At 61.4% G+C, this 13,820-nt stretch carries 10 protein-coding genes and 1 pseudogene; 3 read left to right on the forward strand and 8 right to left on the reverse strand.

Features of this window, described 5'->3' with window-relative positions; all coding sequences use genetic code 11:
* Window positions 1–64: 64 nt before the first annotated feature.
* The 3 genes and pseudogenes from ADADOO_RS10765 to moaA form a co-directional block, all read left to right on the forward strand.
* A pseudogene (locus tag ADADOO_RS10765) lies at window positions 65–157 on the forward strand (formate dehydrogenase accessory protein FdhE); the annotation flags it as partial.
* Window positions 140–421, forward strand: coding sequence for a hypothetical protein (locus ADADOO_RS10770; RefSeq protein WP_511277457.1), 282 nt, complete (start codon window positions 140–142; stop codon window positions 419–421). The pseudogene ADADOO_RS10765 and the gene ADADOO_RS10770, both read left to right, overlap by 18 nt.
* Window positions 422–457: 36 nt before the next feature.
* The gene (gene moaA / locus ADADOO_RS10775; RefSeq protein ID WP_511277439.1) at window positions 458–1,432 is read left to right on the forward strand and encodes a GTP 3',8-cyclase MoaA; all 975 of its coding nucleotides are present in this window, start codon (window positions 458–460) and stop codon (window positions 1,430–1,432) included.
* An 11-nt stretch (window positions 1,433–1,443) separates the two neighbouring features.
* Here moaA and ADADOO_RS10780 read toward each other — a convergent pair whose 3' ends face one another.
* From ADADOO_RS10780 to ADADOO_RS10815, 8 genes are all read right to left on the reverse strand, one after another.
* Window positions 1,444–2,934 carry a class I SAM-dependent DNA methyltransferase gene (locus ADADOO_RS10780; protein WP_511277441.1) on the reverse strand — a complete coding sequence of 497 codons (1,491 nt, stop codon included), beginning with the start codon at window positions 2,932–2,934 and terminating at the stop codon, window positions 1,444–1,446.
* A gap of 178 nt (window positions 2,935–3,112) precedes the next feature.
* Window positions 3,113–4,114 (reverse strand): virulence RhuM family protein/type II toxin-antitoxin system death-on-curing family toxin, encoded by a 1,002-nt coding sequence (locus tag ADADOO_RS10785; protein WP_511277443.1) that lies wholly within the window; start codon window positions 4,112–4,114, stop codon window positions 3,113–3,115.
* Window positions 4,115–4,153: 39 nt separating this feature from the next.
* On the reverse strand, window positions 4,154–5,641 hold the full coding sequence (locus ADADOO_RS10790; RefSeq protein ID WP_511277445.1) for a restriction endonuclease subunit S: 1,488 nt from the start codon (window positions 5,639–5,641) through the stop codon (window positions 4,154–4,156).
* Window positions 5,641–6,987, reverse strand: coding sequence for a Fic family protein (locus tag ADADOO_RS10795; protein ID WP_511277447.1), 1,347 nt, complete (start codon window positions 6,985–6,987; stop codon window positions 5,641–5,643). The genes ADADOO_RS10790 and ADADOO_RS10795 overlap by 1 nt, the downstream gene beginning before the upstream one ends.
* Before the next feature lie 161 nt (window positions 6,988–7,148).
* Window positions 7,149–9,971, reverse strand: a complete 2,823-nt coding sequence (locus ADADOO_RS10800) for a type I restriction endonuclease subunit R (protein WP_511277449.1) — start codon at window positions 9,969–9,971, stop codon at window positions 7,149–7,151.
* A gap of 135 nt (window positions 9,972–10,106) precedes the next feature.
* Window positions 10,107–11,657 (reverse strand): phosphonate ABC transporter, permease protein PhnE, encoded by a 1,551-nt coding sequence (gene phnE, locus ADADOO_RS10805; protein WP_511277451.1) that lies wholly within the window; start codon window positions 11,655–11,657, stop codon window positions 10,107–10,109.
* A gap of 96 nt (window positions 11,658–11,753) precedes the next feature.
* Window positions 11,754–12,581 (reverse strand): phosphonate ABC transporter ATP-binding protein, encoded by an 828-nt coding sequence (locus ADADOO_RS10810; protein WP_511277453.1) that lies wholly within the window; start codon window positions 12,579–12,581, stop codon window positions 11,754–11,756.
* Window positions 12,578–13,459, reverse strand: a complete 882-nt coding sequence (locus ADADOO_RS10815) for a putative selenate ABC transporter substrate-binding protein (protein ID WP_511277455.1) — start codon at window positions 13,457–13,459, stop codon at window positions 12,578–12,580. The genes ADADOO_RS10810 and ADADOO_RS10815 overlap by 4 nt, the downstream gene beginning before the upstream one ends.
* Window positions 13,460–13,820: the final 361 nt, after the last annotated feature.

A 13,820-nucleotide genomic window follows, 5' to 3' on the forward strand; every position in this document is an offset into this window, starting at 1 on the left:
TGCTTGATCCCAAGGACCCGACCAAGGTGTTGGTCAAGAAGGGCGAGCAGGTACCTGCCCCTGCTGCGGCGGAGCCCCGGTCGGCAGCATCGTCATGGCCGGCGAGGGAAAAGGCGGCTTGCGCTACCGCGAATGCAGCCTGTGCGCGACCCGCTGGAATGCCGTCCGGGCACGGTGCACCCTGTGCAGCGAGGGGGCGGTGGTGAACTACCTGGGTATCGACGGCGGCAATCCCGCTGTGCAGGCCGAAACCTGCGATGCCTGCCACGGCTACATCAAGACGTTTTTCCAGGACAAGGACAGGCAGGTCGATGTGGTTGCCGATGACCTGGCTTCGCTGGTGCTCGACGTGCTGGTCGGCGAGCAGGGCTATTCGCGGGGCACGCCGAACCTCTTCCTGAGCGAAGGTGAAACGGTTTGACCCGCGATTCCCTCTCCATCCTGCGAGGCCGGAACCGTGCCGCTGGTTGACCGCTTCGGCCGAACCATCGACTACCTGCGGATTTCAGTCACCGACCGTTGCGACCTGCGTTGCGCCTATTGCATGCCGGAGAATTTCAAGGATTACGAGATCCCCGAGCACTGGCTGAGCTTTGCTGAAATCGTCAGGCTGCTTTCCCTCTTTTCCAGACACGGCCTGAAACGGGTGCGCCTGACCGGCGGCGAACCCTTGCTGCGCCGTAACCTGCCCGATCTGGTGCAGGCCATCGCGGACATCGGCGGCATTGACGACATCTCGCTGAGCACCAACGGCACGCAGCTGGCCAAGCACGCCGCCGCGCTAAAAAAGGCGGGGTTGACCCGCCTCAACGTCAGTCTGGACAGCCTGAATCACGCCCGTTTTGCGACGATTGCCAAACGCGATGCGCTTGCGGACGTATTGCGCGGCCTTGATCGGGTGACTGAACTGGGCTTCAAATCAACCAAGATCAACATGGTCTGGCTTGCCGACACCTCGCCCGGGGAACTCGACCAGATGATCGAATTCTGCCGGCAACGTGGCTTTGTCCTGCGCCTGATCGAAAACATGCCGATGGGCGACAGTGCTCGCCGGCTTGGCACATCAAGCCTGCAACCCCTGGTCGCCGAGCTCAGGACAAAGTTCGGCCTGACGGATGGCGTAATCCCGGGCGGCGGGCCGGCTCGTTACCTGGTCAGTCCCGACGGGGATTTCAGCATCGGCTTCATTACGCCGAACTCCCAGCATTTTTGCGCGACCTGCAACCGGGTGCGCCTGACCGTCGACGGCTCCCTGCATCTCTGTCTCGGACAGGAGAACCATCTCGATTTTCGAACAATGATGCGTTCCGGCGCCAGCGATGATGAACTGAACTCGGCGCTGATGCGGGCCATTGCCAACAAGCCGGAAAAACACGATTTCAACGAGCAGCCCGGCAAGCTGATGCGCCCGATGTCACGAACGGGCGGCTGAAGCCGCCGTCGTCATTGCCCCTGGCGCAGCGCCGCAGCGACTGCCCGGAAACTTTCCAGTCCCGCCTCTAGATTCTCGATAATCTCCCCGGCCAGTTCATCCGGCTCGGGCAGGTTGTCGAGATCGGCCAGGCTCTTGTCCTTCAACCAGAAAATATCCAGGCTGGTCTTGTCGCGGGCGATGATCTGCTCGTAACTGAACTTGCGCCAGCGGCCTTCCTGGTTTTCAATTTCGTGCCAAATTTCCTGTCGACCGTAGCGATTGTTCGGCTGATAACAGGCGACGAAATCCGCCAGATCCTCGTAGCGCAGCGGCTTTTTTTTCAGCGTGTGGTGGATGTTGGTGCGGTAGTCGTAGACCCAGACCTCCCGCGTCCACGCCTCCTTGCGCGCCGGCTGGTTGTCGAAGAACAGCACATTGGCCTTGACGCCATTGGCGTAAAAAATCCCCGTCGGCAGGCGCAGGATGGTGTGCAGGTCGGTGGTTTCGAGCAGTTTGCGGCGTACCGTCTCGCCCGCCCCGCCCTCAAACAACACATTGTCCGGCACCACCACGGCGGCGCGGCCGGTGCTCTTCAACAGGCTCTTGATGTGCTGCACGAAATTCAACTGCTTGTTCGAGGTCGTCGCCCAGAAATCCTGGCGGTTGTAGGTCAGCGCATCCGTTTCCTGCTCGCCTTCCTCGTTGGTGAAGCTCATGCTGCTCTTCTTGCCAAAGGGCGGATTGGCCAGCACGTAGTCGAAAGTCTGGGCCGGCACGGCAACCAGCGCGTCATTCGGCGAAATCGGGCTATCGCCGTCGATCTCGCCGATGTTGTGCAGGAACATGTTCATCAAGGCCAGTCGGCGGGTGCCGGCAACGATCTCGTTGCCGAAAAAGGTCTCGTGCTTGAGGAAAGCCCGTTGCTCGCTATCCATGTCGGGATAGCTTGCCACCAGAAAATCGTAGGCCGCGAGGAAGAAGCCGCCGGTGCCGCAGGCCGGATCGGCAATCGTCTTGCCCGGCAACGGCCGCATGCATTCGACCATCGCCCGGATCAGCGGCCGTGGCGTGAAATACTGCCCCGCCCCCGACTTCGTATCCTCGGCATTGCGCTCCAGCAAGCCTTCGTAGATGTCGCCCTTGACGTCCGCCCCCAGCGTCACCCAACTGGTTTCATCGACCATGTCGATCAGCCGCGACAGCTTCGCCGGATCCTGGATCTTGTTCTGCGCCTTGGTGAAAATCTGCCCGAGCAGCCCCGGCTTGTTGCCCAACTCGCGCAGCACCATCACGTAATGCACCTCCAGCGCCGCCCCGCGCGCGCCTTTCAGGCTTGGCCAGTCCAGCCCGGCGGGAATGCCAATTTTGCGGCTATACGGCGGTCGACCGTACTCGTCGGCCATTTTCAGAAAGATCAGGTAAGTCAGCTGCTCAAGGTAATCGCCATAGCTGACCCCGTCGTCGCGCAGCGTGGTACAGAAACTCCAGACACGGGAGACGATGGATGCGGTTGCGTTCATGTTGGCGAATCTTTCAAGCTGGAATCAAGAGTTTCAATGTGTGCAAAGCGGTGGCAGATGATTGATTTATTGGGATTCCATGTCCACGCCAAAGAAATGCCGCGCGCCAGAATCAAAACCGGATCAAGAAAAAACGCCCACCAAGGTCGAGAGCCAGGCTCATGCATCGTTTTCAGTTTTATCCCCGAATCAGATTCATGATCAGATGAATCATCAACTGCTTCTGCGCCGGATCGCTCTGCGCCACCAGCAGCGCAATCGCCGCCAGCGCGTTGTCGTTGATCTTCAACTCGCCATCCGACTTCAAATGGTGCCGGTTACGCTGCAGGAACCAGATAAACAGGAAAGCCCCGATGCGCTTGTTGCCATCGGAAAACGGATGGTTCTTGATCACGAAATACAGCAAATGTGCCGCCTGCTCCTCGATGCTCGGGTACAGGTATTCACCGCCGAAGGATTGCAGGATATTGCCGAGAATCCCGGCAAAGCTGTCGTCCTTCTGATTGCCGAAGAGTTCCGATGCCTCGCCCCTTGCCAGCATGTCCGCTTTCAACGTTGCAATCCCGGCCAGCGCCTCGTCCTCACGGATTTCGTAATGGATCGTCGTCGCAAAATCGCCGAGCGGCAGGCGCTCGCTGTCGAACTGATTGAGCAGCACGAAGGTGCGGGCGTAACTGGCGATTACATTCACCAGCCCGCGCGCTTCCGGCAGACTCGCCTGTTCGATCAGATTTTGCTGGAACAAGCTTAGCGTCCGCTCCAGCTGGCGGATGTTTTCCTGCTGCTGCGTCAGGCGTTGCTGGTTGAGCGCATAACCCTGTACCAGATAATCCCTGAGGATACGGTTGGCCCAGATACGGAAGCGGGTGCCTTCAACGGAGTTAACGCGATACCCGACCGAGATAATTGCGTCGAGATTGAAGTAGCTCACCTGATACGTTTTGCCGTCAGCGGCAGTTGTTGCGTTTTCCGCAACAACTGATTTTTTGTCCAACTCGCCACTGACGAAGATCTTTTTTAGGTGACGCGAAATCTGCGATTTATCTCGCCCGAAAAGATCGGCTATCTGCTGAAGGCTTAACCAAAGGCTTTCGCCTTCGAGACGAACTTCAGTAGAAATCGTGCCATCGGCGGTTTCGTAAATGGCAATCGGGGTTTGGGCGCTGGTTTGGGTTTGCATGATCGGTCTCGGCAAATAACTGGATATAACACCAGTATGTTAGCCGGGCTTTCTCTGTTTGACTGGCTTTTTAATGCCATTCGATTTCCCGGCGCGGATGCGTTCGAGCAGGGCGGTGGCGGGTTCTTCGTTTTTGGCCTGTTTTACCAGTTGACCGTGGAAAGCCTTTTTCAGGATCGACTGGCGCAGCGCGTCGGCCTGTTGCAGCGCGGTGGCGAGGGTTTGGTCGAGTTGGTCGGCTTCGGAGAGTAATTGCTCTAGCTCACAAACCAATTGGGAGAGTTCGCTAAAACAAAACAATGGCACAGGGTATTCCATCAACCGCGTCTGGTTAATGAACGGAATATTGACCCCGCGCAACTCCGACTTGAGGCGCTTTATAAAAAGAGGTGATCTCAAAAACCAATAAATCAGGTCAGACACATGCTGATCATGCGGGACAAATTTTCCGACACGCTGGTACAAGAGAGCAGGTGTGTCCGCTACGCTCAGCTTTCCGATTTTTAGGTCATCTCCGAGCAATGGCCGGTTTAGCGCCATCACCACGTCACCCGCAAAAAGTCTGAGTTCTTCGCATTTATCCCAGTATTCGGCTGGTAGAAATACCGTTTTCTCCCAATCGATGCCCCCAAAAACCACGTTCGCAATCTGAAAAAGTTTGACTCCCGATTCCGAATACTCAGCTTTTTCAAACGCATAGCCCGCGATAATCGAGGTTAACTCCCCCAGTCTCACCCACCCCCACCCCGCCGGCAGTTCAGGCAACTCGGCGAGTTCTTCGGTGGTGAGCGGTGGCAGGGGCTTGGGGGGTTTGGGTTTGGGGCCTGGTTGGCCGGCGGTTTGCCAGTCGGCGAGTTGTTGCTGGTAGCGGGCCTGGCGTTCGCGGGCGATGCGTTGTTGCAGGGCGGCGGCGGTTTCGAGCTGGTCGCGGTGGGCGGTGCGCCATGCTGCGGTCAACTTGCCTTCGAAGGCATTTTTCAGCAGCGACTGGCGATAGACCTTGAGCTGTTCGCGGGCGGTTTTCAGGCTGGCCACGCCCTGATCGAGTTCGGAAAACAGTTCCTCGATCTTGGCGACGATGCGGTGTTGTTCGGAGAGTGGCGCAAGATTGATTGGTAGTTGCCGCATAGCCGCCTGGGTCAGCTTCAAACGGGTAGTCCCATTCGCAAACCCGCGATAGTTCACCTGATTCAGCGCGTACAGAAGATAGCGATTCAGGCACACGCCTTCTCGCCCTTTAAGGACGTGCGCGTGGTTATTAACCCAGCACTTTCCAGATACTAAATATGCTTTGTCTTTAGTGGGGTCAAAGAATGGCGCCCCGTCCTCGCCAAGCAAAACGTATTCGCCATCTTGACGAAAATCATCAATCCAGCCGACTTGGCCGGTAGCACCATAGTAAGGAAACGGGCCGACTCTGCCTTTACGTTCGGTTGAGTTGACCGGTTCACGCAAATTGTCATGAACCTCGGCAACCGCTTCCAAGGTAACCGCGGCCCAACCCGCAGGCAATTCAGACCGTTCCATCACCCCACCCTCCCTTGCCACCCCTCGAACACCAGCGGCCGGATGCCGAAGCGGATGGCGTTGCCGGCGTGCAGGGTTTTGAACTCTTCCTGGACCAGGGTCATGAAACGCGGCCGGTCGGTTTCGGCGACGCTGGCGGGGAGGTGTTGGCGGATGGTGGTTTCATTGACGGACTGGTTGTTCTGAATGATGTTGCGGATGGTTTCGGCCAGGGCCTGACGGTAGCGCATGCGGAAGGTGTCGGGCTGGGCCATTTCGCGGCGCGTGGCGGCGTATTGCTGGCAGGAGCGATGGTAGGCGGCAAGGTAAACGTCGCGCAGCAGTTCGATGCGGTTGAGTTCGTAGACGCCGAGCAGGGCGTCGACGTAGAGCTGTTGCGGCACGTCGAGGAAGGTGAGCGGGCAGAGGTTGTGACGGATCAGCGGGATGTTGGCGGCCAGCCTTGAGACGCGTTTGTTTACGTCTTCGAACGGCTGCAGGTAGGGCAGATGCACCATCAGGAAGAAGCTTTGCTCGAAGGGGTCTTCGATTTCGTCGGCCAGTTGCAGGATGATGCCGAAGAGTTCTGCGATGCCTTGCGGCACGGCGAGGGGCTGGTAAACGCTGCCGCCGATGCCGACCGGGCAGTTGCGCAGGCGGCCGACGGTGAGTGGGTCGGTCATCAGGCCATCGGCCAGCAAGGCGTGCAGGGAGACGAGGGTTTCGGGGTTCATGCCGACCTGTTCGCTGTTGTGCACCAGGTATTCGATGGCGGCCTTGTGGTTGAGGATCATCTGGGTTTCCACCGCATCCTTGTCGTCGGCGACCTGGCCGTGGGCGATCAGGCGTTCGGTGTCGAGCCAGCTGTAGGTGTTGCCTTCGAGCTTTGAGGAGGCCCAGGAAAGATCGATCAACAGGCGGCCGAGGATGTCGCGGGCAAAGGTGCCGCCCGGCGTTTGTTCGGCAGGCGGGCGCCCCATGCTGTGCAGTTGAACACGCAGGGATTCGGGCAGATAGGCGGTATGGTTGGGGTAATAGCTTTCAAGAAACGCCATGCTGTAGCCAACAGGAGTGCGCTTCTCGCGTGGCTGGCTGACGTGGGCACGAATTTCAAGTGCCTCCGGCGAAAGCGTGATGGCCGCGATGGCGACATGCTTTGACGAATAGGGTGCAGCCGGACTTTGTAGCCGGTTTTGTGGCGCGATTTCTGGCGCAATACTCGGCAAGAACTGCACCGGACGGCTCGGCACAACATAACGGGTCGCCCGTGCCTCGCCCACGCTGACAATTCGCTGTTCATGGACGAGCGCGGCAAGCCGCCGTTGCAAGGTACGGCGCGAGACGCTCGCACTTAATGCGGTAAGCAAGCCTTCAACTCCCACCCCTTCGGGATGACGAGCAATCAGGGAGCAAACCTGATCAAGTTCTAGCGCAGAGATTTGTTTTGGCATGAAAATAAAGCAACATGGCGCGATACCGAATTATCGCGCCAATTAAATTGGCACGCAAGCGCAAATTGCGCCATGAATCACGCCACCAACGCCTCGTTCAATGCATCCAGCAACGGGTCCATGCCCTCGCCGAACAGTTGCCACATTTTCCCCAGCCCGCCCTGGGCGTCGAAGGGGCTGTAGTCGAGATCGCTACGGTCAACGTGAAAAGAGTGGCAAATATGGTCGCGCAGCATGCGTAGCCAGTTCATCTGTTCTTCATTGAATTTATCGGCGCCGCCGGCGTGGTGCTGCATGATCCAGGTCTGGAAGTTCTTGCGCACGGTGTCGGCGAACGGGGTGATCTGGGCGTCCAGGCCGCAGACGCGGCGGATCAGGGCGACCAGCGCGGTCAGTTCCTGTTCGGGCGGGGCGCCATGGTAGCTGTCCAGTTGGCCGTAAGCTTGCCAGATGCGCAGCGGGGCGAGTTTCGGCTGGTCGGCCTTGAGTTTGTCGAGTACCTGGCGCACCAGCTTCAACGTCACTTCGCGCCGCCGCCAGGGTTGGGCGAAGTAGATGGTGAGGGCTTCGATTTCGTCCCGATTTGCCGCCAGCCAGTCGGCGAATTCGCCGGTCAGTGCTTCGGCGTTGGCGGCGCTGTCCTTGCTCCAGCCGGCGTAGGTGACGCCATCCAGATTGTCGTGGTCGATGGTCTGTTCTTTTTCGCGGCGGATGGTGTCGATCAGTTCGATGAATTCGCCGTTCATCAGTGCCGCTGCTTCGCCGACCAGTTGTTGCTGCGCCTGGTCGCGCCGCGTGTCGCCGGGGTCGTTGCCGATGGGCAGGCCGGCGAGTTCGAGGGCGCGGGCTTCGATGAGGTCGCCGTCGATGGCGTTGAACAGGCTGCTGACGAGGTGGCTGAGTTCGACCCCGCCGGCTGCATCGCGCAGGCGACGCTGGCCGTCGGCGTCGAGCTGCTTGTTGAGGCGGGCCAGCCGGCCGGCCAGCGAGGAAACGCTGTCGGTGTCGGTGGCGCCCATCAGGATGCCCATGGCAAGGTCTTTGAGCGGCACGCCGGGCTTGGTGATCAGCGGCTGGCTGGCGGTTTTCAGCGATTTGGTGACACCGATGGCGTCGACGATGACGTAGTGGGTCTTGGCGGTTTTGGCGCTGGGCGTGACCTTCTTGAGGTCGTCCATGTCCAGCGTGCGGGTGCCGCGGCCTTTCATCTGCTCGAAGTAGTTGCGGCTCTTGACGTCGCGCATGAAGAGCAGGCATTCGAGCGGCTTGACGTCGGTGCCGGTGGCGATCATGTCGACGGTGACGGCGATGCGCGGGTGGTATTCGTTGCGGAACTGGGCGAGGATGGATTTGGGGTCTTCGCCACGGTCGACCGTACCATCGGCCAGTTTTTTGTCCTGCCCGGCGCGGTAGGTGACTTTTTTGCAGAAGGCGTTGCCTTCGCCGAATTCCTCGCGCACGGTGTTGATGATGTCGTCGGCGTGGCTGTCGGTCTTGGCGAAGATCAGGGTTTTCGGCACTTCGCCGCGGCCGGGGAAGATGGCCGGCAGCTTGTCGCGGAAGGCGCGGATGACGGTGCGGATCTGGTCCGGGTTGACGATGTCGCGGTCGAGCTGGGTGGCGGTGTAGGCGGCGTCTTCGTCCTGTTGTTCCCAGCGCTTTTTGCGGGTCAGGCGTTCGCGCTTTTCGACCTGCTGTTCGGCGGCGATCACGGCGCCTTGCTGGGTGATGCGGGTGTCGATCAGGTAAATCTCGTTGCCGACATTGACGCCGTCGGCGACCGCCTTTTCATGGCTGTAGTCGCTGACGACGTTTTTCTTGAAGAAGCCGTAGGTGCGGTTGTCGGGCGTGGCGGTCAGGCCGATCAGGCTGGCGTCGAAGTAGTCGAGCACCTGCTGCCAGAGGTTGTAGATGCTGCGGTGGCATTCGTCGATGAAGATGAAATCGAAGAATTCGGGCGGGATTTTGGCGTTGTAGGCAACCGGGGCCGGGGCTTTGGGCTGGACGAGTTCGGCCGGGTTGATTTCTTCGGCGGCTTCGTCGAGCTCCTTGTCTTGCAGCAGCGAGTAGAGGCGCTGGATGGTCGAGACGCAGACGTCGGCGCCCTTGTCGACGAAGCTCGATTTGAGGCGCTGCACCGAGTAGAGCTCAGTGAATTTGCGGTTATCGTCGATCGGCACGTAGGCCATCATTTCCTGCTCGGCCTGCTCGCCGAGGTTTTTGGTGTCGACGAGGAAGAGGACGCGCTTGGCGTCGGCGTGCTTGAGCAGCCGGTAGATGCTGGTGATGGCGGTGTAAGTCTTGCCGGCGCCGGTGGCCATTTGAATGAGGGCGCGCGGGCGGGCTTCGCGGAAGGATTGTTCGAGGTTGGTAATCGCCGTTTCCTGGCAGTCGCGCAGGCGGAGTTCTTTTGCCGGCTGGTGCTCGGGGTTGAGCGGCGGCAATTCGGCGAGGCGGGCGCGCAGGCTGGCGCCTTCAGTCAACCAATCGCGCAGGGTTTCCGGGCGGTGGAAGCTGAAGATTTCACGCGAGCGCGGCTTGGGGTCGCGGCCATCGGTGAAGCGGGTGACGAGGCCGGTGGCTTCGTAGAGGAAGGGCAGCGGCTGCTGGTTATTGACCCATTTGAGTTTGGCGGCGGCGTAGCCTTCGGTCTGGGTTTCGTGCACGGTGAGGTGCTGGCCTTCGGATTCGCGCTTGGCTTCGATGACGCCGACGGCCTTGCGGTCGACGAAGAGCACATAGTCGGCCGGGCCGGCATCGGTTTGCCATTCGCGCACGGCGACACCGATTGCGGCGCCGAAATTGACCTTGTTCTTGGCCTGCACCACCCAGCCCGCAGCACGCAATTGGGCATCGATACGGTCGCGGGCTTGTTGTTCCGGATTCTGGTTGGCAGTCATCGGCGGCTGGGCGCTATGGGCAATCCGGCGATGATAGCGGATGGCAAGGCCAGCCGGGATGCCGAATGGATGGCTTGCCGACGGCTTCCTACGGTCAACCGGAAAAATCGGCCAAAAATGAAATCTTTGGCCGTGTCAGCGCATCGCCCGGCGCAACCACGCACTGGCCTGATCGACGGCTATCGACAACAGCAGCATGGCGATAATCACCGTCGACGCCTGCGCGTGATGGAACAGCGAGAGTTCGAAATAGAGCAGTTGGCCGAGGCCGCCGGCGCCGACGAAGCCGAGGATGGCGGCCATGCGGATGTTCATTTCCCAGCGGTAGAGCGTGTAGGCGATGAGCTGCGGGGCGGCACCGGGCAAGGTGCCGTAGAGGAAGGCGAAAGCGCCGGGAGCGCCGGCCAGCCGCAGCGCCTGACCGGGGGCTGGCGGGGCGTTGTCGAGGGCTTCGGCGTAGAGTCGGCCGAGCACGCCGGTCGTATGCAGGGCCAGCGCCAGCGCGCCGGCGAAGGGACCGAGGCCGACGGCCAGCGCGGTGATGGTGGCCCAGACCAGTTCGGGCACCGAGCGCAGGGTGTTGAGCAGGAAGCTGAACGGCGCGCGCCACTTCGGTAGCGCCAGCAGCAGGCCGACAATGGCAGCCAGCAGCGTGCCGACGACCGAGATGGCCAGCGTTTCCCAGATGCCTTTGCCGACTTTGGCCAGCCACTCGGCCGACAGGTCGGGCGGGAAGAAGCCGGCGACGAATTCGCCGATGCTGTGGGCGGCTTCCACCGTCAACAGGGATTTCAGGCCAATTTCCAAATAATTGAAGCTGGCGACGATGCTGACGACCAGCACCAGCCCGAGCCCGCCGCTACGCCAGCCGAAGGGCGAGGCGCGGTTGGCCGGCGGCGTGTCGAGCGCCCGGCGCAGCCAGCCCGACAAACCGTCGGCGGCAAAGACGAGGGCCATGAAGGCGAGCAGGATGGTCGCCGCTTCGCCGCCGTTGAGCATTTTCATCGCCTGATCCATGAGCTGGCCAAGCCCGCCGGCGCCGACGAAGCCCATGACGACCGAGGCGCGGATGGCGCATTCCCAGCGATAGACCGTGTACGAGGCCAGTTCCTTCGAGGCCTGCGGAATCAGCCCGTAGAGGATGGCCAGCGGCCGGCCGGCGCCGTTGTGGCGCAGCGCCCGGGCCGGCGCGGCATCGACCGATTCGAGAATTTCGGCATAGACCTTGGCCAGCATGCCGCCGTAAGTCAGACCCAGCGCCAGCACGCCAGCCGCCGGGCCGAGGCCGAAGACGCGGACGAAAACGAGCGCCCAGACCAACTCGGGAATGCCGCGCAGGATGGTCAGCAGGCTGCGCGTGACGGGGTTGAGCGTGGCTTTTTCGCGTCCGGCGCCGGTGGCGAGATAGCCCATCGGCACGGCGATCAGGAAGGCCAGCGCCATGCCGGCCGTGGCGATGGCCAGGGTTTCGAGCATCGCCTTGGCCAGGTAGCCCATGAACTCGGCGCCGGTTTCCGGCGGCAGGAAGCCGCCCAGGAAATGGCCGATGACTTTGAGGTTGCCCGGATCGAACAACACGCCGGGCTTGACCTCGGCCGCCTGAAACAGCGGCCAGAGGATGACCAGCGTGGCCAGGGCGCCGATCAGGCGGCGGCGGGCGGCGGGATCGTGGTGGGTACTATTCACGCTGAAAATTTCGACGCTGAGGCGCGGAGGCGCAGAGGGAATCTGTTGTTTTTCTCTGCGCCTCCGCGCCTCTGCGTTTCAATCGAACGTCAGACATCAGCAACACGCCGCCCGCGTCGCCGCCTCGTTGGCCGCGGTCTGCGGCAGGAAGTGCGGCTCGTGGGCTTGCACCGGGAGTTCGTCGCCTTCGCTGGCGTAGAGGTCGTGCAGCAGCGGGACGCTGATTTCACCGGCCGGCCGGTCGAAGGCGATGCGGCCGGCCTTGACGCCGACGATGCGGGAAAAATTGCCGATGGCCAAATCGACGGCGTGCAGGCTGGCGACCAGCGTCGCACCGCGCGCTGCGGCGTCGGCGATAAGCAGGCGGATGGTGGCCAGGGCCAGCGTCGGGTCAAGGGCCGAGACCGGCTCGTCGGCGAGGATCAGCTCGGGTTGCTGGTAGAGCACGCGGGCGATGCCGACGCGCTGCAACTGGCCGCCGGAAAGCTGATCGCAACGGGCGAACAGCTTGTCGGCAAGGTCGACCCGTTCAAGCGCGGCGCGGGCGCCGTGGATGTCGAGCGGATAGAGCAGCGAGGCGAGCGACTTCCAGGCCGGCCATTGGCCGAGTTTGCCGGCCAAAACCGCCGTCACGACACGTTGCCGGCCGGGAATCGGCGGCGCTTGATGGACGGTGCCGATGCGGGCGCGCAGTTTGGCCAGTTCCACGGTCAACCGGAAATTCTGGCCAAAATCCAAAACTTCCGCCCAACCGGCCGTCGGCGCCAGCGCCGTGCCGAGCACGGAAAGCAGCGAGGTCTTGCCGGCGCCCGAGGGGCCGATCAGGGCGATACGCTCGCCCTTTTCCGCCTTGAGCGTGATCTCCCTGAGCGCGGCAAAACCATTGGCGTGGGTCAGCCCCACGCCGTTCAAGCAAAAGCTCACTTCAGCAAGCCGGCGGCGTGGGCTGCCTTCTCGATGCCGTCGTAGTTCTCCTTCTTGGTCGGGATGAACTTGGCGGCGCGTTGCAGGGCGAGGATTTCCTTGTGCTCCGGGTTGGCCGGGTCGAGCTTCAAGAAGGCGTCAGTCAGCTTCTTGACGACGACCGGATCGAGATCGCCGCGCACCGTCCAGTTGTAGTCGAAGTACGGCGGCGTCGTCGAGAAGACGCGAACCTTGGCGGTATCGACCTTCTTGGCTTCGACCAGCTTGTCCCAGACCGAGGCGTTCAAGACACCGGCTTCGGCCTTGCCGGCCGCGACGAAGGCGACGGTGGCGTCATGGGCGCCGGAATAGGCGACATTCTTGAAATCCTTTTCCGGGTTGAGGCCGGCTTGCTGCAGGTAGAAGCGCGGCATCAGGCTGCCCGAGGTCGACGACGGCGCGCCGAAGGCGAAGGTCTTGCCCTTGAGGTCGGCCAGCGTCTTGATACTCGGGTTGGCGGTGATGAATTTCGAGGTGAACTTGGCATCTTCCTCGCGCTGGGCGATGGGGATGGCCGTGCCGTTGGTGCGGATCTTGGCCTGCACGAAGGTGAAGCCGCCGAGCCAGGCGAGGTCGATTTTCTTGGTGGCCAGCGACTCGACGACGGCGGCGTAGTCGGTCACCGGGGTGAACACGACCTTCATGCCGGTCTGCGCTTCGAGGTATTTGCCGAGCGGCGCGAACTTGCGTTGCAGCTCGGTCGGCGCTTCGTCCGGAATGGCCGAAACGCGCAGGATGGCGTCGGCGGCAAAGGCCGGTGCCAAGGGGAAAAGCGCGGTGACGGCAGCGCAGGCGACCGCGCCCTTGAGCGCCATGCGGCGCAGGGTGGAAAATTTCATTTTGTACTCCGTTTTGTCCAGCAACCGCCGCCGTGCGGATGTCACGGCAGCTTACAAGGCACCGGGGTGCCACCTCTTCAATGCGGTACTCAGACCGCGCGCCGGCATTATAGCCGGCGCTTGGTCGCAGCAATTTCGGTGCCTGCTACGGTCGACCGGAAAAATCGGCCAAAATCGAAATGGCCGGCCCGGGATTGCGACATTTCGGCGCACCGGGCAGACAAAATGACCCGCCACCCGGCTGCCGAGGCATGCGGAAATCACCAAAATAACAATCATGGACGAGACAAATCCAAGCCATCACGACGCCCCCTGGCAGCAATACTCGGTGCTCATCGTCGACGACGAGCCGGGCATGCAG

The organism is Azonexus sp. (assembly GCF_036170495.1).
Taxonomy (GTDB): domain Bacteria; phylum Pseudomonadota; class Gammaproteobacteria; order Burkholderiales; family Rhodocyclaceae; genus Azonexus.

What these genes read in the sequence shown, in the direction of transcription:
- ADADOO_RS10780 (WP_511277441.1), bottom strand. Translation starts at nt 2,934, where the DNA reads ATGAACGCAACCGCATCCATCGTCTCCCGTGTCTGGAGTTTCTGTACC.
- ADADOO_RS10785 (WP_511277443.1), bottom strand. Translation starts at nt 4,114, where the DNA reads ATGCAAACCCAAACCAGCGCCCAAACCCCGATTGCCATTTACGAAACC.
- ADADOO_RS10790 (WP_511277445.1), bottom strand. Translation starts at nt 5,641, where the DNA reads ATGGAACGGTCTGAATTGCCTGCGGGTTGGGCCGCGGTTACCTTGGAA.
- ADADOO_RS10800 (WP_511277449.1), bottom strand. Translation starts at nt 9,971, where the DNA reads ATGACTGCCAACCAGAATCCGGAACAACAAGCCCGCGACCGTATCGAT.
- ADADOO_RS10815 (WP_511277455.1), bottom strand. Translation starts at nt 13,459, where the DNA reads ATGAAATTTTCCACCCTGCGCCGCATGGCGCTCAAGGGCGCGGTCGCC.